Annotated in this window: 17 protein-coding genes and 2 pseudogenes; 13 read left to right on the forward strand and 6 right to left on the reverse strand. The window is 62.7% G+C overall.

The window, feature by feature from the left end; genetic code table 11:
• Positions 1-11 precede the first annotated feature (11 nt).
• The 8 genes from LMTR21_RS18405 to gmk all read left to right on the forward strand — a co-directional run bounded on the left by LMTR21_RS18405 (position 12) and on the right by gmk (position 7,451).
• Positions 12-638, forward strand: coding sequence for a LysE family translocator (locus tag LMTR21_RS18405; protein WP_065755074.1), 627 nt, complete (start codon positions 12-14; stop codon positions 636-638).
• A gap of 111 nt (positions 639-749) precedes the next feature.
• Positions 750-1,703, forward strand: coding sequence for an ACP S-malonyltransferase (gene fabD, locus LMTR21_RS18410; RefSeq protein WP_065755073.1), 954 nt, complete (start codon positions 750-752; stop codon positions 1,701-1,703).
• Between the two features lie 21 nt (positions 1,704-1,724).
• A complete protein-coding gene (gene fabG, locus LMTR21_RS18415; protein ID WP_057857780.1) occupies positions 1,725-2,462 on the forward strand; it encodes a 3-oxoacyl-[acyl-carrier-protein] reductase in 738 nt (245 codons plus the stop codon).
• A gap of 302 nt (positions 2,463-2,764) precedes the next feature.
• Positions 2,765-3,004 (forward strand): acyl carrier protein, encoded by a 240-nt coding sequence (locus LMTR21_RS18420; RefSeq protein WP_008969609.1) that lies wholly within the window; start codon positions 2,765-2,767, stop codon positions 3,002-3,004.
• 97 nt (positions 3,005-3,101) lie between these two features.
• Complete coding sequence (gene fabF / locus LMTR21_RS18425; protein WP_065755072.1) at positions 3,102-4,367, forward strand: beta-ketoacyl-ACP synthase II; 1,266 nt, start codon at positions 3,102-3,104, stop codon at positions 4,365-4,367.
• Between the two features lie 126 nt (positions 4,368-4,493).
• Positions 4,494-5,786 carry an endolytic transglycosylase MltG gene (mltG, locus tag LMTR21_RS18430; RefSeq protein ID WP_065755071.1) on the forward strand — a complete coding sequence of 431 codons (1,293 nt, stop codon included), beginning with the start codon at positions 4,494-4,496 and terminating at the stop codon, positions 5,784-5,786.
• Between the two features lie 120 nt (positions 5,787-5,906).
• On the forward strand, positions 5,907-6,794 hold the full coding sequence (locus tag LMTR21_RS18435; protein ID WP_065755070.1) for a YicC/YloC family endoribonuclease: 888 nt from the start codon (positions 5,907-5,909) through the stop codon (positions 6,792-6,794).
• A 3-nt stretch (positions 6,795-6,797) separates the two neighbouring features.
• Positions 6,798-7,451, forward strand: coding sequence for a guanylate kinase (gene gmk / locus LMTR21_RS18440; protein ID WP_065755069.1), 654 nt, complete (start codon positions 6,798-6,800; stop codon positions 7,449-7,451).
• Positions 7,452-7,469: 18 nt separating this feature from the next.
• On the opposite strand, the gene LMTR21_RS18445 is transcribed toward gmk, so the two are convergent.
• Positions 7,470-8,570: a hypothetical protein gene (locus LMTR21_RS18445; protein WP_065755068.1), complete on the reverse strand. Its 1,101-nt coding sequence runs from the start codon at positions 8,568-8,570 to the stop codon at positions 7,470-7,472.
• Between the two features lie 144 nt (positions 8,571-8,714).
• On the opposite strand from LMTR21_RS18445, the gene LMTR21_RS40065 reads away from it, so the two are divergent.
• Positions 8,715-9,245 carry a hypothetical protein gene (locus LMTR21_RS40065; RefSeq protein ID WP_187399370.1) on the forward strand — a complete coding sequence of 177 codons (531 nt, stop codon included), beginning with the start codon at positions 8,715-8,717 and terminating at the stop codon, positions 9,243-9,245.
• A gap of 57 nt (positions 9,246-9,302) precedes the next feature.
• Here LMTR21_RS40065 and LMTR21_RS18455 read toward each other — a convergent pair whose 3' ends face one another.
• Both LMTR21_RS18455 and LMTR21_RS18460 read right to left on the reverse strand, forming a co-directional pair.
• Positions 9,303-9,806: a hypothetical protein gene (locus tag LMTR21_RS18455; protein ID WP_065755066.1), complete on the reverse strand. Its 504-nt coding sequence runs from the start codon at positions 9,804-9,806 to the stop codon at positions 9,303-9,305.
• Between the two features lie 33 nt (positions 9,807-9,839).
• Complete coding sequence (locus LMTR21_RS18460; RefSeq protein WP_065755065.1) at positions 9,840-11,189, reverse strand: caspase family protein; 1,350 nt, start codon at positions 11,187-11,189, stop codon at positions 9,840-9,842.
• Between the two features lie 1,128 nt (positions 11,190-12,317).
• On the opposite strand from LMTR21_RS18460, the gene LMTR21_RS18465 reads away from it, so the two are divergent.
• Positions 12,318-13,700 (forward strand): hypothetical protein, encoded by a 1,383-nt coding sequence (locus tag LMTR21_RS18465; protein ID WP_065755064.1) that lies wholly within the window; start codon positions 12,318-12,320, stop codon positions 13,698-13,700.
• Between the two features lie 271 nt (positions 13,701-13,971).
• On the opposite strand, the gene LMTR21_RS18470 is transcribed toward LMTR21_RS18465, so the two are convergent.
• Together LMTR21_RS18470 and LMTR21_RS18475 are read right to left on the reverse strand one after the other, a co-directional pair.
• Positions 13,972-15,726 (reverse strand): extracellular catalytic domain type 1 short-chain-length polyhydroxyalkanoate depolymerase, encoded by a 1,755-nt coding sequence (locus LMTR21_RS18470; RefSeq protein ID WP_084030839.1) that lies wholly within the window; start codon positions 15,724-15,726, stop codon positions 13,972-13,974.
• 385 nt (positions 15,727-16,111) lie between these two features.
• Positions 16,112-16,651: an RBBP9/YdeN family alpha/beta hydrolase gene (locus tag LMTR21_RS18475; protein WP_065755062.1), complete on the reverse strand. Its 540-nt coding sequence runs from the start codon at positions 16,649-16,651 to the stop codon at positions 16,112-16,114.
• A 108-nt stretch (positions 16,652-16,759) separates the two neighbouring features.
• Here LMTR21_RS18475 and LMTR21_RS18480 point away from each other — a divergent pair, with 108 nt between their 5' ends.
• The 3 genes and pseudogenes from LMTR21_RS18480 to LMTR21_RS41835 form a co-directional block, all read left to right on the forward strand.
• Positions 16,760-17,233, forward strand: a complete 474-nt coding sequence (locus tag LMTR21_RS18480) for an Lrp/AsnC family transcriptional regulator (protein ID WP_065755304.1) — start codon at positions 16,760-16,762, stop codon at positions 17,231-17,233.
• 110 nt (positions 17,234-17,343) lie between these two features.
• Positions 17,344-18,171: pseudogene (locus LMTR21_RS18485) on the forward strand (SGNH/GDSL hydrolase family protein); the annotation flags it as partial.
• A 54-nt stretch (positions 18,172-18,225) separates the two neighbouring features.
• A pseudogene (locus tag LMTR21_RS41835) lies at positions 18,226-18,345 on the forward strand (PEPxxWA-CTERM sorting domain-containing protein); the annotation flags it as partial.
• Positions 18,346-18,629: 284 nt separating this feature from the next.
• Here the strand turns inward: LMTR21_RS41835 and LMTR21_RS18490 are convergent.
• Positions 18,630-19,688 (reverse strand): alcohol dehydrogenase, encoded by a 1,059-nt coding sequence (locus LMTR21_RS18490; protein ID WP_065755060.1) that lies wholly within the window; start codon positions 19,686-19,688, stop codon positions 18,630-18,632.
• Positions 19,689-19,695: the final 7 nt, after the last annotated feature.

The following is a 19,695-nucleotide window of genomic DNA, read 5'->3' on the forward strand; positions in this document are numbered from 1 at the left end:
GACCTGCGCCAATGATCGATCTGACCACCTTGGTTGCCTATGTGGCGGTTGTGCTCGGCTTTGTTTTCATTCCGGGTCCTGCAACGCTCCTCACTGTTGCACGGGCAACGAGTTCGGGCACAAGGGCAGGAATAGCGACCGGCTTCGGGATCGCGGCCGGCGACATGATTCATACCTTTACGGCGATCATCGGTATCTCGGCGATTATCGCCACGTCGGCAGTGCTGTTCAGCATCATCAAATATATTGGCGCAGCGTATCTCGTTTACCTCGGCATTCGGGCAATTCTTGAGAGAGCGCCGGCAAATCCAACGGCAGGCGCACTTCCAATCTCGGCCAGCAAGGCGTTCAGGCAGGCTATTTTGGCCGAGGTGCTGAACCCAAAAACCGCGCTCTTCTTCCTTGCGTTCCTCCCCCAATTCGTGGTGCCCGAAAACGGATCGGTTGCGCTCCAACTGACGATCCTCGGGATCCTCTTCGTCCTGTTGGGGCTCGTCAGCACCGTGGTCTTTGCTGTGTGTGCGGGACGGCTGGGCAACTTTCTCCGTCGAAACCCCACCGTGCTGAAATGGCAGGGCAAGGTCGTTGGCGGCATCTATTGCGCTTTGGGTGCCCGGTTGGCGCTGCAGGAACGCTGAGCCTGCCGACCCAATTCCCGGCCTTGCAGAGAATGCGTCATTCCCGCAGCGCGGCTTGACATCCCGGCCTCGGTCAGTGTCTTACGGCCCCATTCTAATGAGGGAGCGCCGATGACGGCTGCATTTACGTTTCCGGGGCAGGGTTCCCAGGCGGTCGGCATGGGCAAGGCCCTGGCAGAGGCCTTTCCGGCCGCGCGGGCGGTGTTCGATGAGGTTGATTCGGCGCTCGGCGAGAAGCTGACCGCCATCATCTGGGACGGCCCGGCCGAGACCCTTCAACTGACCGAAAATGCCCAGCCGGCACTGATGGCGGTATCGATCGCCACGCTGCGGGTGTTGGAGACCGAGGCGGGCTTTTCCGTCGGGCGGGATGCGGCCTTTGTCGCCGGCCATTCGCTCGGCGAATATTCCGCGCTGGCCGCAGCCGGTAGCCTCAGCGTCAGCGATACCGCGCGTCTGTTGCGCACCCGCGGTCTTGCGATGCAAAAGGCAGTGCCGGTCGGCGCCGGCGCGATGGCGGCACTGCTCGGATTGGATTACGAAGCCGCGATGGCCGTCGCTGGCGAAGCCGCGCGAGGACAGGTCTGCCAGGCGGCCAATGATAATGGTGGCGGGCAGGTGGTGGTGTCCGGCGACAAGGCGGCCGTCGACCGCGCCGTGGAGATCGCCAAGACCAAGGGCGCCAAGCGCGCGATGTTGCTGCCGGTATCCGCGCCTTTCCATTGCAAGTTGATGCAACCCGCCGCCGACGCGATGGCGCAGGCGCTGGCCGGTGTGACGATCAAGGCGCCGGCCTCGCCGCTGGTGTCGAACGTGCTGGCTGCGCCGATTACCGATCCCGACGAAATTCGCCGCCGCCTGATCGAGCAGGTTACCGGCACCGTGCGCTGGCGTGAGTCGGTGGCCTACATGGCAGCGCATGGCGTCACGCGGTTCTTCGAAATCGGCGCCGGCAAGGTGCTGAGCGGACTGGTGAAGCGTATCGCCGATGGCGCCGTCGGCGTGTCGGTCGGGGGACCCAACGACATTGCCGCCGCCAAGGATGCATTGGCGGCCTCGGCCTAGAGCTCCCGGAAGGAGAGATTGATGTTCGATTTGACTGGTAGGACAGCGCTGGTGACCGGCGCAACCGGCGGCATTGGCGGGGCGATCGCGCAGGCGTTGCACGCGCAGGGGGCGACGGTCGCAATTTCCGGCACGCGCCGCGAAGTGCTGGAGTCGTTTGCCGGCAAGCTTGGCGATCGCGTTCACGTGCTGCCCTGCAATCTCTCCGACAGTGCGCAAGTCGAGGGGCTGGTGCCGGCGGCTGAAGCCGCGATGGGGCAGGTCGATATTCTGATCGCCAATGCGGGCATCACACGCGACAATCTTTTTGTGCAGTTGCGTGACGAGGATTGGGATGACGTCATCCAGGTCAATCTGACTGCGACTTTCCGTCTCGCCCGCGCCGCAACCAAGCTGATGATGCGCAAGCGCTTCGGCCGGATCATTGCGATCACGTCGATCGTCGGGGTGACCGGCAATCCCGGCCAGGCCAACTACACCGCGTCGAAGGCGGGAATCATCGGCCTGATCAAGACGCTGGGCGCGGAATACGCCAAGCGCAACGTGACCGCCAATTGCATCGCGCCGGGCTTCATCAAGACGCCGATGACGGATGCGCTCAACGACAAGCAGCGCGAGACCATTCTGGCAAAGGTTCCTGCGGCGCGGCTGGGGACGCCCGAGGACATCGCCGCAGCGGCCGTCTATCTCGCCTCGAACGAGGCGGGCTACGTCACCGGCCAGACGATTCACGTCAACGGCGGAATGGCCATGATTTGAGCGAGTTATCGCCCCGATCGATACGGCCAAAGGCCGTTTCGCCGGGGTGGTGGAGGTTGTAGTCAGGGCTTGGGAAGTATGGTAACCGAACCCTCGACGGATGGGCAAACAAGGCCATTGCAGGAATTTGAAACCCTGTATATTGGCGTGGCGACGCCTGCCGTTCGCCGGGGCTTTGTCGGCTACCAACGTGCCGAATCAAGACTATGCGATAGCGAAGGAAGTTTAACGACCACGATAGCTCGTAGCGTTTCTGAAGCGTCTTGGGGTCGGGTCCATTGGAACAAGCACGAGGTTGAACGATGAGTGAGATTGGCGAGCGGGTTAAGAAGATTGTGGTCGAACACCTCGGTGTTGAACCCGATAAGGTTGTCGACAACGCAAGTTTCATCGATGACCTCGGCGCCGACAGTCTCGACACCGTCGAGCTTGTGATGGCATTTGAAGAAGAGTTCGGTTGCGAGATTCCCGACGACGCCGCCGAGACGATTTTGACCGTTGGCGACGCGACGAAGTTTCTCGAGAAGAACGCGAAAAGCTGACGTCCCGGGCGGGCAGAGACAGAGCCGGACGGGCCGTTGTTGAACGGTCCCCCGGTTTCTTGTTTTGGGCCGCCAGTATCGGGCTGGAGTTTGTGACATGAGGCGTGTTGTTGTCACGGGGCTGGGCATGGTTACGCCGCTCGGCTGCGGCGTTGACACAACGTGGGCGCGCATCCTCAACGGCCAGAGCGGCGCCAAGAAAATCGACACGTTCGAGGTCGCCGATCTCGCCAGCCAGATAGCTTGCGTGATTCCGCGCGGCGACGGCTCGGACGGCACGTACAATCCCGACCAGTGGATGGAGCCGAAGGAGCAGCGCAAGGTCGACGACTTCATCATCTTTGCGATGGCCGCGGCACGCCAGGCGCTCGACGACGCCAACTGGCATCCTTCGACCGAAGAAGACAAATGCGCGACCGGTACCCTGATCGGCTCCGGGATCGGCGGCCTGTCCGGCATCGCCGAAACGTCGCTGCTGCTGAAAGAGCGTGGTCCGCGCCGGGTATCGCCGTTCTTTATTCCGGGGCGTTTGATCAATCTCGCTTCCGGCTACGTCTCGATCGAGCACGGCCTCAAGGGTCCCAACCATTCTGTCGTGACCGCCTGTTCGACCGGCGCGCATGCGATCGGCGACGGTGCCCGCCTCATTGCGCTCGGCGATGCCGATGTGATGGTCGCGGGCGGAACGGAATCGCCGATCTGCCGGCTGGCAATGGCGGGCTTTTGCGCCGCACGCGCGCTCTCGACCGGCTACAACGAGGCGCCGCAAAAGGCTTCGCGTCCCTACGACAAGGATCGCGACGGCTTCGTGATGGGCGAGGGCGCCGGCGTCGTCGTGCTCGAAGAATATGAGCACGCGAAAAAGCGCGGCGCGCGAATCTATTGCGAAGTGGTGGGCTACGGCCTGTCGGGCGACGCCTATCACATCACCTCGCCGTCGCCGGATGGCGATGGCGGCTTCCGCAGCATGAGCGCGGCGATCAAGCGCGCCGGCATCGCGGTCTCCGATATCGACTATATCAACGCCCATGGCACTTCGACGCAGATCGGCGACGAGATCGAACTCGGCGCGGTCGAGCGGCTGCTCGGCAACGCCGCCTCCAAGGTGTCGATGTCGTCGACGAAATCATCGACCGGACACCTGCTCGGTGCTGCCGGTGCGATCGAGGCTATTTTCAGTATTCTTGCGATTCGCGATAACATTGCCCCGCCCACTATCAATTTGGAAAATCCGTCGGTGGAAACGGCGATCGATCTGGTGCCGCAGACAGCGCGCAAGCGCGAGATTAACGTCGCGCTGTCGAATTCCTTTGGTTTCGGGGGTACCAATGCCTCCGTGATCGTTCGGCGTGTGGCTGACTAGCAAGTGTTTCGAACTACTCCACCGTTTTGCCGTATTCGGCGATGACTTCTACATGTGGGCGTATGCTATCGTCCGGGCAGAGGATTGCCCGGCTGCGATTGAACCGACGGGATTCAGGTTGCATCGATGAGTGAGAGGCCGCCCATTTCGCCACGAAGTCCGCGCGCTGCGCTGGAGCCGGAACAGGTGCCGCCGCCGCCGAGGCGATCGGAACGCGCCCGCAATCCCTTCGTGGTAGTGGGCAATGCCATCTTCACCATCCTGATCATTCTCATGATCGGGGCGGGGACGGTCTATTATTACGGCAGGCAGATGCTGGAAACGCCGGGCCCGCTGAAGGAAGACAAGATCGTCAACATCCCTTCGCGGGCCGGCAAGCGAGACATCGCTGATGTGCTGCTGCGCGAAGGGGTGATCAACGTCAATCCCTGGGCATTCATCGGCGGCGTGTTTGCGCTGAAGGCGAGCTCCGACCTCAAGCCCGGCGAATACTCCTTCCAGAAGAATGCCAGCCTGCGCGATGTCATCGCCACCATCGTCGAGGGCAAGGTGGTGCAGCACGCCGTTACGATTCCCGAAGGCCTGACCTCCGAACAGATTGTGACACGCCTGCTCGACAACGACATCTTCGCCGGCTCGGTGCGGGAAATACCGCGCGAAGGCACGCTGTTGCCCGAGACCTACAAATTCCCGCGCGGCACCACGCGCGAGCAGGTGATTCAGCGCATGCAGCAGACCCAGAAACGGGTGCTTGCGGAAATCTGGGAGCGCCGCAATCCGGACGTTCTGGTCAGGTCGCCGGAGCAACTCATCACGCTGGCTTCGATCATCGAGAAGGAAACCGGCCGGGCCGACGAGCGCAGCCGCGTGGCGGCGGTATTCACCAATCGCCTGCGGCAGCGGATCAAGCTGCAGTCGGATCCGACCATCATCTATGGCCTAGTCGGCGGCAAGGGAACGCTGGGCCGGCCGATCAGGCGCAGCGAGATCACGCAGCCGTCGCCCTACAACACCTACGTCATCGAAGGCCTGCCGCCGGGACCGATCGCGAATCCGGGCCGCGCGTCGCTTGAGGCCGCAGCCAATCCGGCGCGCACGCGCGACCTGTTCTTCGTGGCCGACGGAACGGGCGGGCACGCCTTCACCGAAACCTACGACGCGCACCAGAAAAACGTCGCCAAGCTCCGGGCGATGGAGAAGCAGATCCAGAACGACACCGTCGAACCATCGGAGGACGCGCCGCCGCCGACCGCGGCCGGCACGCCGGCCGATACCAACCCGACCGCGACCACGCCGCGGCCGGGAGGGCAGAAAAAGCCGCCGCGTCCGGCAACACCCCCGGCGCCTGCGACGGCGCCCGCACCGGGCCGCCAAGGCGCCGCGCAGTCGACCACGACGCCACCGGTGGTTCAGCGCTGAGGCCCGGCAGGTTGTGCAGGTGTTCCGGCGACCGTCGGAACGCAATTCCACTTTGGCGGAAATCGGCTTAAGGTCGCGCCGTCCCTATCGAGTCTCGAAATCCCTGGAGAATGTTACGCGATGGCGCTATCGAGCATGACCGGTTTTGCCCGGAGCCACGGCGCCAGCGGCCCCTATACGTTCGAGTGGGAATTGAAGTCGGTCAATGCCAAGGGCTTTGACCTGCGGTTGCGCCTGCCGCCCGGCTGGGACGAACTGGAAGCGCTGGCCAAGAAGCGCGCCGGCGAGGTGCTGTCGCGGGGCACGGTCTACGCCAATCTCAACGTCAAGCGCGCCAACGCGGTCTCGACCGTGCGCATCAATGAGGATGTGCTCGCTTCCGTCGTGAAGGTCGCAGGCGAACTCGCCGCCCGGATTGACGCGGTGGCGCCCAGCATCGACGGGCTGCTCGGCATCAAGGGCGTCATCGAGGTCGTCGAGCCCGAAAGCGACGAGGCGGAAGACAAGGCGGCGAGGGAGGCGGCAGCCATGGCCTTCGAGCAGGCGCTCGGCAACCTCGTCGAGATGCGCTGCCGCGAAGGCGCGACGCTCGGCCAAATCCTCAACCAGCGCATGGATGAGATCGAGAGGCTGGCGAAAAAAGCCGAGGCCGCGCCCGGCCGCAAGCCGGAGGCGATCAGGGCGCGTCTGGCCGAGCAGGTGGCGGCGCTATTGGAGACTTCCGAACGCTTCGACGCTGACCGGCTCAATCAGGAAGCGATCCTGATCGCGACCAAGGCCGACATTCGCGAGGAACTCGACCGCATCGCCTCGCATGTCGCGCAGGCGCGCGAGATGATCGGCAAGGGCGGACCGGTCGGGCGGCGGCTCGACTTCCTGGCCCAGGAATTCAACCGCGAGGTCAACACCTGCTGCTCCAAGTCGAACGACCTGGAATTGACCCAGACCGGGCTCGAGATGAAGAACGTGGTCGAGCAATTCCGCGAGCAGGTCCAGAATCTGGAGTGACCGATGACGGCTGGTGGTTTCGACGGGGTTGAGCGGCGCGGGCTGATGTTCGTGCTGTCGTCGCCGTCTGGCGCGGGCAAGACGACGCTGTCGCGTATGCTGCTTGAGCGCGAGCCGGGGCTGAAGATGTCGGTCTCGGCGACGACGCGCGCGATGCGGCCGGGCGAGGTCGAGGGACGCGACTATTTCTTCGTCGATAAGCCGAAATTCGAGAAAATGGTGGAGCAGGGCGAACTGCTCGAATGGGCGACCGTATTCGACAATCTCTACGGCACGCCGCGTGAACCGGTCGAAGCGGCATTGTCGGCGGGGCAGGACGTTTTGTTCGACATAGACTGGCAAGGCACCCAGCAACTGCATCAGAAGGCGAGCGTCGATGTCGTCCGCGTCTTCATCCTGCCGCCGTCCGCCGCTGATCTGGAGAAGCGGCTGCACACGCGGGCGCAGGATTCGGACGAGGTGATTCGCGGGCGCATGAGCCGGGCCACGCACGAACTCAGCCATTGGGCGGAATACGACTATATCGTCGTCAACCAGAACGTCGATGACGCCTTTGCCGAGGTGCAATCGATCCTCAAGGCGGAGCGGCTCAAGCGTGAGCGCCGCACCGGTCTCACCGAGTTCGTTCGCAAGCTGCAGGGGCAGCTGGAAAAATAGCCGCCGCTTCCGTTTCGGTCAGGTCTGCGCGCTGCGGGCGAGGCGGGCCAGCATTTCCGTCATCTGCTGTTCGCGATCGCGATCCTGCGGCGCCGGTCGCCGCTCCTGAGGGGCGCGCACGCGCTCCTGTGGCGCGTATGATTGGGGCGCGCGCGGCCGTTCGCGGGGCACGCGCGCTGCTCGTTCCTGCGGAACGTGCGTATTGTGCACAGCGGCGACGGGGCGGCGCAGCCGGGCGTCTTCGTCTTGGAACATCGGCTGGGCTGAGGGCTGGGGCGCGCGCCTGGTGCGGGCGGAATCCCACATCTTGCGCCGCTTCTTGCGCATGGCGCGGCGAGCGCGCATGCGGCCGATCCTCACCATCGCGCTGACGATGATGCCGGCGAGCGCGAGCGCGGCGGCGATGACGAGAAGCAGCATCTGCAGCGACGCCGTCGGCTTTGCCGTCGTCACCGGTTCTGCCGGGGCGGGCGTGATCTGATCCACGGCGGGCTGCTGCACTTCCGCAGCCGGAGCCGGCGGCGGCTGGGTTGTTGCGGGCGTCGCGGCGGCGGCCACCTGGAGCGCGGCCGGCGTGGTCGAAACGCTCGCGGCGGTCGGCGCATCGTTCCAGCGCATCGACGACAGCGGCGACGGCGCCAGCACGTTCGGCATGCTAGCGCGTTGGCTGTTCTCGGCGAGCACCGTGCCGGTCGATCGCGGATCGGCCTTGGCGGGCTCGGCGCGGGGCGGCTGGGACACCCATTCGGCGCGGGCGTCGGAGACCGATTTGCGTGCAGCCGGCTGCGGTGCCTCTGCGGCGGCCGAAGACGGCGCAGGTGCCGACGCAGGCGGCGCGGCGCGGGCGAACTTGTCGTCGGCCTTGTCGCTCTCCTCGCGCAGATACCAGCACTGGCGCTTGGTCGTGCGATCGATGCGATAGTACCAATGGCTGCCGGCGGGCGTTGCGCCCTTCGGCGACGACAGGCAGTTATCGGCCGCGGCTTGCGCGACTTGCGTTGAGGTTTCCGCCGCCTGTTCCGCCGATTGGGCCCGGAGATCCGTCACAGTGGCCAGATTGGTTGCTGCCACAATGCCGGCAACGAATACCGGGACGGATTTCACGGAACGGTACGACATCGATAACCCCGGCAACGCTTACGCAACGCGACGCTTGATGCACCCAATCTGGTCACAGACTTGGGTCGCAATGAGCCGCAATTTCGGAGCGGTTGGGGTTTAATTGCGGCTTGCGCGCTGCCTCAATCGAGGCGAGCTAAGGTCATGAAAAACCGGTGGAAAACTGGCTTCTATTGTTTAGAAGCCGTCCAACGACCGGTACATCCGTCCGACCGCGTGAACGAGCCGGAGCCACTGCGGCCGGAGAAGCGCCCGGTGCTGGTCCAGCTCAAGCCCTGGACCGATCCGCCGCTCCGCGTCGCGCCATTGGCGCTGACCGATCCGGAGCTCAATTCGCCGGAAATTCTGCCCCCGGAGATGACGAATCGCTCGGTCGCGCTGCCGCACGGCGTGCCCACGGCCACGGAAACCCAGGAGCCGTCGAAATTACCGCCGCCACCGCTTCCACCTCCACCGCCGCTTTTTCCCGATGCCCGGCGCGGCTCGTCGGATTCGGACTTGGCGCGGCGCGCCGGCTTGGAGGGTTCGACGGTGCGCGGGGCCTCGCGCGAGCCGGACAGCGATTTCTCGTCATTGCCGATGCTGCCGCCGGCGCTGCCGGATTGCGCTACCGCCGCGCCACCGATAGCGACGAGAATCGCGAAGGAGAGGAGGCCTGTTCGGAGCGAATGGTGAGCCGGGTATTTCATCATGAACTGTTCCAATATTTCCCGGCTGCGGTGAGCAGCCGCGCTATTGCTTGGACGCTGTCCATCGGCCGCTGCATCCATCGGATTGCCTGAAAGTCCCGGAGCCGCTTCGGCCGGAAAGTCGACCGACGCTGGTAGCGGTGACGCCGCTGGAAGTGTTGATCGCGCTGACTGCGCCGTTCGGGCTGACCCGTCCGCTCACACCTTGGCCGATGATTCTGCCGCTGCTGACCACGACCGCGTTGCGGCTGCTGCCGGAGCAGGTGGTGCCTACGCTGTTGACGACCCACGCGCCGTCGAAACTGCCAACACCTCTACCGCTGCCCTGCGAAGCGCGGCGCGGCTCGTCTGCCTCGGGCTTGCTGCGTCGTGCGGGCTTTTCCGATTCAGTTGCGCGAGGCGGTTCGCGCGAACCGGACAGCGATTTTTCGTCGTTGCCGATACTGCCGCCGGCGCTGCCGGATTGCGCGGGGCCGGCGCCGAATGCAGCCGAGGCCAACATGGCGAAGAAGACAATCCGGATCGAGCGGTGGACGGCAATTCGCATAAGCAGATGTTTCCAACAACTTGAGTGTAAATCCTAGCGGCCCGATCCATCCGCACAGACCGCGCCAATAATACGGCAGGATTTGCCGGCCTTGCCGCACTCGTCAAGCGCGGCGTCCTTCGCACGCTGCACGCTGTCGCGCTGGACCAGCGACCATGATTTGTCCGAGATCGCGAATGCGCCGCACCGCGCCCCGTAAAAGCTCAACTCCATCGGACATTTGCTGGTGCCGCAATTCTTCAGCGCGTCGTCGATCGCAGCCCGCCGCGACGAATGATTCCAGGACATGCCCCATTTGTCGCTGTCGGGCCCGTAGACGATCGAGCCCCACGGTTTCAGGTCTTCCATCTTGCGCAGCCGCGTCAGCACGCCTTCGGTGGCGTCGCCGGTCGGCGTCATCTTCACCTTCTCCTGAAACCTGGAGATCGCAACGCGCATGCCGTTCTTGCTGTCGAGCGGTTCCGGATCGTAATTGAGCTCGAACAGGCGATCGCTCAATTCACGCAGCAGAATGGGATCCTTGATCGGCGTGCGATCGGGATCTGGTCGCAACGTTGAGGTCAGCGGTTGGGGCTGCGGCGCGACGGCGACCTGCTGCGGTGCCGGAGCAGGGGGCACGAAATAGAAATTGCCGTCGATCGGCGAGGAGGAGACCCAGGGCTGCTGCGATCCGCCGGTCTGGCGTTTCACGGCAAGGCCGACCTGGTTGAAGGTTTGAAAAATGTCGAGCCCGGCCTGCTTGATCGTCGAGGCAAGTGCCTTCGTATAGGGGCTGTGACCGTCGGTGCCGTCGAGCGCGACATTGCCGGGCTGTGTCGCATAGGAGATCAGCGTGCCCTCGGGCGCGCGCATCTGCGCCAGACCGCCGTCGGAGGCGCGCAAGCCGCGCGCGCCGAACGGATTGTTCCGGCAGGCATCGAGGATCACCATGTTGAGCCGCGTGCCCGAGCCCTGCATCTGCCGCAGCACGAGATTGACGTCGACCATTTGGAAATCGACATCGGCCTCGCGCACAGGGTTGGCGCTGACCGGGACCAGATAGTTCGAGCCGGAGACCTGCACGCCGTGGCCGGCGTAATAGAACAGCGCGACGTCGGCGCCCTGTACCTGGCGGCCGAAATTCTGCACGGCCAAATCCATCGCGGGCTTGTCGAGATCGAGCTGGGCGCGACCGCCGATCAGCGTGAAGCCGAGACCTGCCAGCGTCTCCGCCATCAGCGCCGCATCGTTGCGCGGGTTATCGAGCCGCGTCACGTTTTGATAGGCGGAGTTGCCGATGACGAGCGCGACGCGCTTTTCGGCGGCGGCGGGCGTAGCGAAGAGCAGGGCGGCCAACAGCGCCAGCGCCCAATACCTCCAGCTACCCCCAATGGCCCCGCACATCTCTAATAAAACCTCATAATGAAATGCCGACAGGTTATCAGGCGGCGCGCTGCCCGAAAAGCAGCGCGGCGTTGCAAACCGGATGCCCGGAAGGGGTATGCCGGTGCTCTGCTGCGCGTCGTGCTGTTTTCGACAGGTGTGGCCGGCATCGGATACGACATCGCGATCTCGCGGCGCGTCGCGCCCGAAGTTATGCCTCGACGATACCCTCGAAAACAGAGGGCGCAGGGAAAGCCGGGTGCCCATGACACCCGCAGTCGTGCGCACAACAATGCACACGGCAGACCGCAGGTGCGCCGGAACACCCAGCTTTCCCTGCGCGATGGTTTTAACGGCTTATGCCGCGTTCTCCCCGGAGCCGAATTCCTCTGGCCTCCGTCGCCGACGGATTGACGATTGATCGAAAGCCCGGTCGGGCCCGACAATCTCCATCGGCTTGACACCAGCAACGGGTGCCAGGACTGCGCGGTTTTGCCGTCCACGGCTTCCCCGGACCGAAGCGCTCCAACCGGCCCGCATGCTGCCGGAAGAAGTTTTCGCCGAGGCGTTTAAGCGCCGGTCGTCTGCGCGCGACGTCCGCTCACGGAAGAACCGCCCTGCGAACCCATCGCGCGCCCGAACGCTGCCGCGTCCACCGCCACCCGCCCCAACGTTCGTGACGCTGGCCAACGCCCCTCTGTATCGAGGACGGGATAGCGGGAGTTGTAGGATTGATTTGGGTGCCGCGTTAAGCGAAAAATTTTGAGTGGGGGTGGAATAAGTTTCTTGCCAGGAGGGGCAAATCAGTGATTGGGGCGGCACCAGCGAAAATCGCGCGAGCGCACGGAAAATGTATTGAGTGAACTAGCCATAATTCCTGCATTGTGTAGTTGCGTCTGACGAAGTCCCTCTGCTACAGATTGTCTGCGGATTAATTTGCTGCCAAGGCATTTTATTTGGAGATTTGGTGTGAGGCTATTTGCCTGTTTGATCGTCGTTTCCTTCATTTTCGGTTTGTCACCCGCAAGCGCAGGATGCACCGATAGTTGGGAGGCTTTCGGAAACTGTGTAATCAGCGGTCCAAGCGCCGGCCAGGGAATGCCGGAAGATCGCAGATTGATGTCTATCAGTCATTCATCGCGGACACCGATGAATAAGAGTGACATGTACGGCGTGACTATTCAGTGCAGTGTCAGCGACGTTACCAACAACGTTGGTTGGAATCCCTTCGTTGCCGAGAATCTCGTTACAAGTCACGTCGTGGCATTGACCACAAGCAAGCTCGCGCAAGCCGACCTACCGACCGTCGACAAATCTCGCGCTACGATCACCGTCTTTTCGGTGGCTGGTGACGATCGGTCGCGAAAGGTCTTTTTGAATAAGAACTGCAGATCCCACTTCCTGGTTTCCGGAAGGGAAGCCTTATTTCTTGCCGCCACGGCAAACCAAACGACAACCAATACGCCTGGGCCTCTCACGCGAATAATCTATGAAGCAATCCAGGTTGCCATACCTATTCTTCCCTTGATCAAGGGTACCTCACTCGCCAGCACGATTGTGGGTGATGTCGCGAAGACAGAAGACCCGTTGAAGAAGGTGATTGCCGAGTTGGACAAGGGGCGTACATACACAAAGTCAGACGATCTTTTCGTCGGCGATAACATTATCCGGACACCATATAGTCGGGTGAACGTTCGTGTCTCAAAGATCAAATCGTTGCTCGACCCTCCCAATGCTGACTTCTTGAAGATATTCGAAGACGCCACCGATGCGGCGCAAGCATCGCTGGCTCTGAGCGCTGCCGCGGCTCCGGGCCAGAAATGTGGGGAATTTTCAACCGGATTGAAGGGGCGCAATTTCTCGCCGTCTGATATTGCATATGCTCTTGTGCTTGCGTCACAGGCCGCAAACTTGACGCGTACCAATACGCTCGAATGCATGTCCTCGCGCTATGCTCTTCAGGCGCTGGACAGTCGCATTTTGCCGGCTTGGAATAGGTACAACGGTACAAACTACACGGCCGCCGATGCGACCAGCTATTTTGCTGCCACTGGAGGAAACGTCGTTGCTCAACCAAGATTTGACAGATGGGCAGTTCAACTTCGAGTACTGGTCCAGATAGTGGGTGGGTACCTGCAATCCGGCGGCACGCTGCCTGTAGTCTGGTCCGATTATTACACGGATCCGGTACATCTCACCAATACAACGAGTTACTATTCTACGGCGTTCGGAGAATCCGATCCGCCGCTCGGCGAGGTGCTCGCTACATTAGTTGAAAAGAAATTCAGGCGCGCAGGGTGTCTCACCTCAGATACGGATGCGCTCGCAGCTATCGTATTGTTTCGATCTTCCGATGCAACCCAAAAGCAGTTTAAGCCGACGGACACTGCGGTCATGCGCGTCTGGTTCAACGAAAAACAGCGCATTTCACGGCTGCAAATTGACTACGATGTAGATTTGCTTGAGAAAGCCCTTAACGGGCGACGGAACCGCATTTGTGGAGAAGACTTGGAAGTCTTGGCTCCCACGTAGCTGGTTAGGCGCACCACCGACCAAAATTTCGGCGACTTTACACGGCTTGCATCGATGTGGAGGTCGGACATGAAAATGTCACGCGGCTTGAAAGCCCGTGGCTTAGGCTCACGGCTGTTCAAGCCACGACTGCTATGCTGTGCTTCGTCGCCACGTTCTGCCGGCAATGCGAACAAAGTTCAGCGAGCGTAGCCGCGGAATTACGGTGACAGTGCTGGACTGCACCCCTTAAGTGAGACGTCGCTGCGATAAGCTTGGCTCCATCAAGCCCTCAGGGTATGCTCTCCGGCCGTACATACCAGTCTTTGGAGGTCGCTTTCCTGTGCAGTGGGAAGGGATTGAACTGGTTGGCGAGGAAGATTTCGGAAAATCCCTGATCGCACGAGCCAAAGCCAATACTCGCGCACGGCGCTGAGTAGACCCGTAACCGGCCGGCACCCATGTGGGCCTGCCAATTGGCGGTCACGGCCTGCAAATTGCTCACGGTCACGTCGGGGCCTGAACTTACTGGGCTTGTTGCGCCGGCGCGGTCCGTCGCCTGGGCTCGGGTCGCGTAGGTTCCTCCCGGCAGCCCGCATTCCCCGTACTTGAACTTGTCCTGGCTCACGCCTGCGGGCTTTCGTGGCCGCGTTCCCAGCTCGACGCCGACATTGGCGAGTTGTCCCTCGGGATCGGAGGCCGAGCCCGCCACCGTGATGCAGTCGCCGCTGACCGAGGCGCTGCTGATCGTGACGCTGGGCGGGGCATTCGGCGGGGGCGATCCAAGCGTGATCGGGTTGCCTGTTATGTTCGAGGTGGCGCCATCATTGTCTTTCGCGGTCGCGACCGGAACGTAGATGGCATCCATCGGTAGATTGTCGAACGTCACGGCCCAGTTGCTGGTGCCGGACGCAGTTTTCGCTGGTTGGGGAAAGCGGCCGTCGAGCCGCACCGTCACGCTCGCAACCGAGCCCGCGGAGGCGGACGCCGTCCCGTTCACGCTGACCGAATTTCCGGTGGCCTGCGCCGCACTGATCGAGATCGAAGGGGGCGGGGCCTCGCGGAACGGATGCGCCTTGAAGAAGGCCCATTGCAACTCGGTGGCGCTCGGCCCGGTCGGATCGGCGAATTGTCCGCTGTTGTCGCCGACCCAATAATGAGTACCGGTGCCGATGAAATCGCCACGCTTGCCTTCGTAAAAGACGGTCTCGACCACGGAGCGCTGCGGGCTGCCATATCTCGTCTGGGTGCAGGGCACGCCTTCGGCCGTACAATCCAGTGTCGCAGTCGGGGAGGGGCCAAGTTCGTAACGGCGGATCCAGGAATCCCGTATGTTCTCGGAGGCCAGTTTATTGACGACGCAATCGTTGCGCGAATGAATGGCCATGATCGGAACCGGACGCTGCTCGTCGGGTTGCTGCTGCTCCGTTTTCATCGCGGCCACATTGGCGGAGACCGGCTTGAAACTCCCCGGATTGACGCAGACGAAACCCACTGCAGAGGAAGTCTCCGCGTAGGGCAAGCCCTCGACAGAGCCGGCGGCGGCAAAATAGTCGCTGTGCGCGACGGCGAGCGCCACCGCCATGCCGGCGCCGGAGGACAGGCCGGTCACATAGCGCCTGATAGGATCGATCTTCAGCTCGGCCTCGATCTCGAGCGCGATCTGGTGCAGGTCCTCGACCTCGCCGGCGCCCTTGTGAATGTGCTGGTCGAGAAAGAAGCCCCAGCAATTCATCTCCCGCATACCGTCATAGGAGGTGATGAAGGGATAAACCGCGATGAAGTTATCGCGCTCCGCGAGATCCTTGAAGCGCGTCTCGTTGATCATGTTGGCCTCGGTCTGGCGGCAGCCGTGCAGGATCATCACGAGCGGCACCGCGTCCTGTCCCGTGTAGCCGGATGGCACGAAGACCTGATAGTGGCGGTCGCGCGAACCTGCGTAGGATTTTGCCGTGAACACCTTCTGCCGAAATTCGCCGGCAGAGGCAGCTCCGCTGAGCAGCCCGCAAAGAACAAGCGTCAGCAATCGGCACAGGATGGGAGACATTGGACCCTCCGGTCTTCAACGACACCAGTGATGCGACGCCGACGTTTGACATCAGATCAAGGTTTTAGCGCCGCCAGATCGATAAGCCGTTGGCAGCGACAACAGTTGCATTGCGGCGACGGCGGTCGTGTGATCCAAAACACAGGTCCAATGCATCTTTTTCTTGCGAAGAGACGGTGGAACAAAGGCGGCAGCCCGGATGAGCCAACGGGTCGCGCGAATGCGCGCCCGCGACAAGCGCAATTGCGCTTGCGCAGTGATGACAGGCTCCGCGATATCCGGGGCCCTTACGTGCGGCGGCCCCGCATATCGCATGCGCTCATGCGGGCTACTTGCCGTCGCCGGAATCGCCAGCGTCAGGCTTCGCCGCGAAATGCGCTGGCCATCAATTAGCGGCTCCCGCTGCAAATGCCGTAAGCAATGCTTTTCCCTGCGGCCAGGCCTCAAGCCCGCTTGCCTCATTGATGTGGCCAACTTCTCCCACCTCCACGATGCCGCTGCCCCACTGGCGCGCTCTCTCACGCGAATATTCGACCGTGCCATATGGATCGTTCGTGCTCGCGACGATGAGCGAGGGAAAGCGGAATTTGCTCGATGGCGGATTGACGAAACTTGCGGCCTCGATCGGGAAGGCCGGCCCTACTGGATCAGGAACTGCAACGAGAAACGCGCCCGCGACCCGCGCCGTCGAAACCTGCTGCCAGTGCGCAACCAGAAGACACGCCAGGCTGTGAGCGACGAGCAGCGGCGGCTTTGACGCCGCACCGACGGCGCGATTGAGCGCTTCGATCCAGTCCTTCAGCTCCGGCCGGTCCCAGTCGGCGGGCTGGAAGCGGCGGCAGCGCGGGTCGCTCGTTTCCCAGCGGCTTTGCCAGTGCTTCTCGCCCGATCCGCCAATTCCGGGCAGGATGATGATGTCGGTCATGTCGGCTCCGTTGTTGTTTGCAACGGGCGAAACTGACGGCTTCCGCTATCCTCTGGAATGGGCAATCATCGGAAAAGACGTCCTCCTGCCGATGGATTCAAGGTCTTCATGTCCCGAGAAAGTTTTGCCCCCGCGCTTGATCCGACCGATATCGCGATCATCGAAGCAATGCAGGAGGACGGGCGCATCGCGATTTCAGAGCTTGGCCGCAGAATAGGGCTTTCGCAGCCCGCGACTTCGGAGCGGGTCAAGCGGCTGGAGGAGCGCGGAATCATCACCGGCTATACCGCGAAGATCGATCCGGCCGCGCTCGGCTTGCGGATGATGGCCGTCATCCGCCTGCGCACGACCCACGAACATATCCAGTCCTGCCTGAAGCAGTTTGCCAAAATGCCTCACGTGATGGAGGTGCTGCGGCTGACCGGCGAGGATTGCTTCATTCTCAAGGTGTTCGTACCGTCACCGCAGGAGCTTGAAACGATCGTCGATACGGTCGCGCGGCACGGCGCGGTGACGACGTCGCTGGTGTTACGCAGCGAGGAGCCGAAGCCGATCGGGCGAGCGTTGATCCAGCGAGCGTAGCTGTCTCCGCGTCCGGGCCAAGTGCACTGCAACATATGATTGAGCGATTGACACGCTGCTCGCGGCCAGATGCAATGCTATTCCCAGTATAGTGAATAGCAGGTAGCGTCATGAAATCCGCGTTCCTCTCCCGCAAATTATTGCCGATCGTTAGCGCCGCAGCCTTTGCCCTGGCGATCCTGCCAGCCTCGGCCAGCCCCTATACTTCGCTGGTCGTGTTTGGTGACAGCCTTTCCGACAGCGGCAACAACGCCCTCGTGATTGGCACCAATGGCAGCCAGGTCATTACCGGCAACACCTACGTTCCGAGCCTGCCCTATGCCTCCGGGGTCTATAGCAACGGGCCCGTTTGGGCATCGGACGTCGCGGCGAAGCTCGGCATCCAGCTTCAACCTTCGCTCGCCGGCGGAACGAACTATGCATTTGGTGGAGCGACCACGGGGCCAGCCGGCAACGGCTTTCCGTTCAGTCTGCTCACCCAGGCCAACCAGTATCTGGCCACCAACACTGTCTCGGCGAGCGCGCTCTACGTCATTGCCGGTGGCGGCAACGATGCCCGCGCTGCGTTGAACACGATCGCAGCCTGCCAAGGGGTGTGTCTCGGACCAACGGTGGCGAGCACCGCAGCTGCATACGCAGCCAATGTCGGTGCCATGGTGGACACGCTTCAAGCTGGCGGCGCGAAGAACATCATCGTCTGGAATACGCCAAATCTCGGCCTTGCGCCGGCCGTTACCGCTGCGGGCGCCTCCGTGCTCGGAACCTTCCTCGCCAGCAGCATGAATGTCGCGCTCACCGCGGAACTGGCTGGTGAAGCCGGCGTAAAGATCTTCGACATCTTCGGCCTGGGCACGACGATCGCACTTGATCCGGCAGCGTTTGGCTTCACCAACGTCACCGATGCCTGTGGGGCGATTACGCTGAACTGCAACACCTACGCCTATTGGGACGGAATTCATCCGACAGCCGCCGCTCACATGGTGATCGCCGACGCCTTCGTTTCGGTTGCGGCCGTTCCGGAGCCTTCCACCTGGGCCATGCTGATCGCCGGGTTCGCCGGGATTGGCTTTGTCGCCTATCGCCGCCGGAACAGCGCTGTCTCGGCCTGCTGAACGCCGATTGGAGCGCGTGCGGATTGCTGGCACGCCGCGCTTTCTATAAGCACGCTGCGATCACGGCGGCGCGGCCTGCGGTTGGAGGCTTGCGTCATGGCCGGGCTTGTCCCGGCCATCCACGTCTTTCGTGCTATGTCGAAGCAAGCAAAGACGTGGATGCCCGGCACCCGGCTACGCTAAGGCTTCGCCGTGGCGTTCCTATCCTGGCGCGCCGGAGCTTCAGCGGAGGCGGCAAGGCCGGGCATGACGAAAGGCTATTTACTCGGCGGCTGCGCGCCGCCTCAGTTCTTCAGCACGATGCGCCCGACGACCTTGCCGGCGCGGAGTTCGTCGATCCATTTCTGGACGTCGGCCATCGGCTCTTCCTTCATCGGTGTCGGCTTGATCTTGCCGGCGCGGGCGAGCGCCATCAGCTCCTTGGCCTCGGCGAGCGTGCCGACCATGAAGCCTTCGACGGTCATGCGCTTGTAGACCCATTGCACCATCGGCAGGCTGAAATTGCCGCCCATCAGGCCGGAGACCACGACCTTGCCGCCGCGGGCGACGGTCGCAACCGCAAACGCCATCGATTTCTCGTTGCCGGCGAAATCGACGACGCCGTCAAAGCCGCCTTCGGTTTCTTTCAGGATGCGCCTGACGATTTCCGGCTCGGCCGGATCGTAGGCGACCGCCGCGCCGTTCTTGAGCGCGGTCTCGCGTGCGGCCGGCGAGAGATCGGCGACGGTGATGTTCTGCTTGAACATGGCTTGCGCGAATGACAGCCCCATCATGCCGACGCCGCCGAGCCCGATCAGCAGCAAATTGCGCTGGCGCGGGCGGTCGACCAGCCGCTTCAGCGCGCCATAGGCTGTCACGCCTGAGCACATCAGCGTCGCCGCCTGGTTGACGGGCAGGGGATCGTAGTCGAGCAGGTACTTGGCGTCGGGTACCAGCACGTGGGTGGCAAAGCCGCCGTCGATGGAGACGCCGAGGAAGCGCTGCTTGACGCAGAGGTTTTCATCGCCGCTGGCGCAGTCGCGGCACTGGCCGCAGCCGATCCAGGGAAACACCGCCTGCTTCTTGCCGATCAGCTCCTTCGGCGCATCGGGGCCGACTTCATCGACGACGCCGGCAATCTCATGCCCGAGCGTGAACGGCAGCGTCATGCCGCGCGTGGTGTCGAGCCGTTTGCCGCCGCCGAGATCGGCATAGCCGTCCTGGATGTGCAGATCCGAATGGCAGAGCCCGCAGCGCTCGATGCGGACGAGGACTTCGCGTCCTTGCGGCTTCGGCGTGTCGATGATGGTTTCGCACAATGGCGCATCGAACTTGACGAGGGATTGACGGACCATTCGCGCCATGGCGTTC

Origin of the sequence: Bradyrhizobium paxllaeri, assembly GCF_001693515.2 — a bacterium.
GTDB classification, from domain to species: domain Bacteria; phylum Pseudomonadota; class Alphaproteobacteria; order Rhizobiales; family Xanthobacteraceae; genus Bradyrhizobium; species Bradyrhizobium paxllaeri.

Coding starts and splice junctions, on each gene's coding strand:
- LMTR21_RS18405 (WP_065755074.1), top strand. CDS start 12: ATGATCGATCTGACCACCTTGGTTGCCTATGTGGCGGTTGTGCTCGGC.
- fabD (WP_065755073.1), top strand. CDS start 750: ATGACGGCTGCATTTACGTTTCCGGGGCAGGGTTCCCAGGCGGTCGGC.
- fabG (WP_057857780.1), top strand. CDS start 1,725: ATGTTCGATTTGACTGGTAGGACAGCGCTGGTGACCGGCGCAACCGGC.
- LMTR21_RS18420 (WP_008969609.1), top strand. CDS start 2,765: ATGAGTGAGATTGGCGAGCGGGTTAAGAAGATTGTGGTCGAACACCTC.
- fabF (WP_065755072.1), top strand. CDS start 3,102: ATGAGGCGTGTTGTTGTCACGGGGCTGGGCATGGTTACGCCGCTCGGC.
- mltG (WP_065755071.1), top strand. CDS start 4,494: ATGAGTGAGAGGCCGCCCATTTCGCCACGAAGTCCGCGCGCTGCGCTG.
- LMTR21_RS18435 (WP_065755070.1), top strand. CDS start 5,907: ATGGCGCTATCGAGCATGACCGGTTTTGCCCGGAGCCACGGCGCCAGC.
- gmk (WP_065755069.1), top strand. CDS start 6,798: ATGACGGCTGGTGGTTTCGACGGGGTTGAGCGGCGCGGGCTGATGTTC.
- LMTR21_RS18445 (WP_065755068.1), bottom strand. CDS start 8,570: ATGTCGTACCGTTCCGTGAAATCCGTCCCGGTATTCGTTGCCGGCATT.
- LMTR21_RS40065 (WP_187399370.1), top strand. CDS start 8,715: ATGAAAAACCGGTGGAAAACTGGCTTCTATTGTTTAGAAGCCGTCCAA.
- LMTR21_RS18455 (WP_065755066.1), bottom strand. CDS start 9,806: ATGCGAATTGCCGTCCACCGCTCGATCCGGATTGTCTTCTTCGCCATG.
- LMTR21_RS18460 (WP_065755065.1), bottom strand. CDS start 11,189: ATGTGCGGGGCCATTGGGGGTAGCTGGAGGTATTGGGCGCTGGCGCTG.
- LMTR21_RS18465 (WP_065755064.1), top strand. CDS start 12,318: ATGAATAAGAGTGACATGTACGGCGTGACTATTCAGTGCAGTGTCAGC.
- LMTR21_RS18470 (WP_084030839.1), bottom strand. CDS start 15,726: ATGTCTCCCATCCTGTGCCGATTGCTGACGCTTGTTCTTTGCGGGCTG.
- LMTR21_RS18475 (WP_065755062.1), bottom strand. CDS start 16,651: ATGACCGACATCATCATCCTGCCCGGAATTGGCGGATCGGGCGAGAAG.
- LMTR21_RS18480 (WP_065755304.1), top strand. CDS start 16,760: ATGTCCCGAGAAAGTTTTGCCCCCGCGCTTGATCCGACCGATATCGCG.
- LMTR21_RS18490 (WP_065755060.1), bottom strand. CDS start 19,688: ATGGCGCGAATGGTCCGTCAATCCCTCGTCAAGTTCGATGCGCCATTG.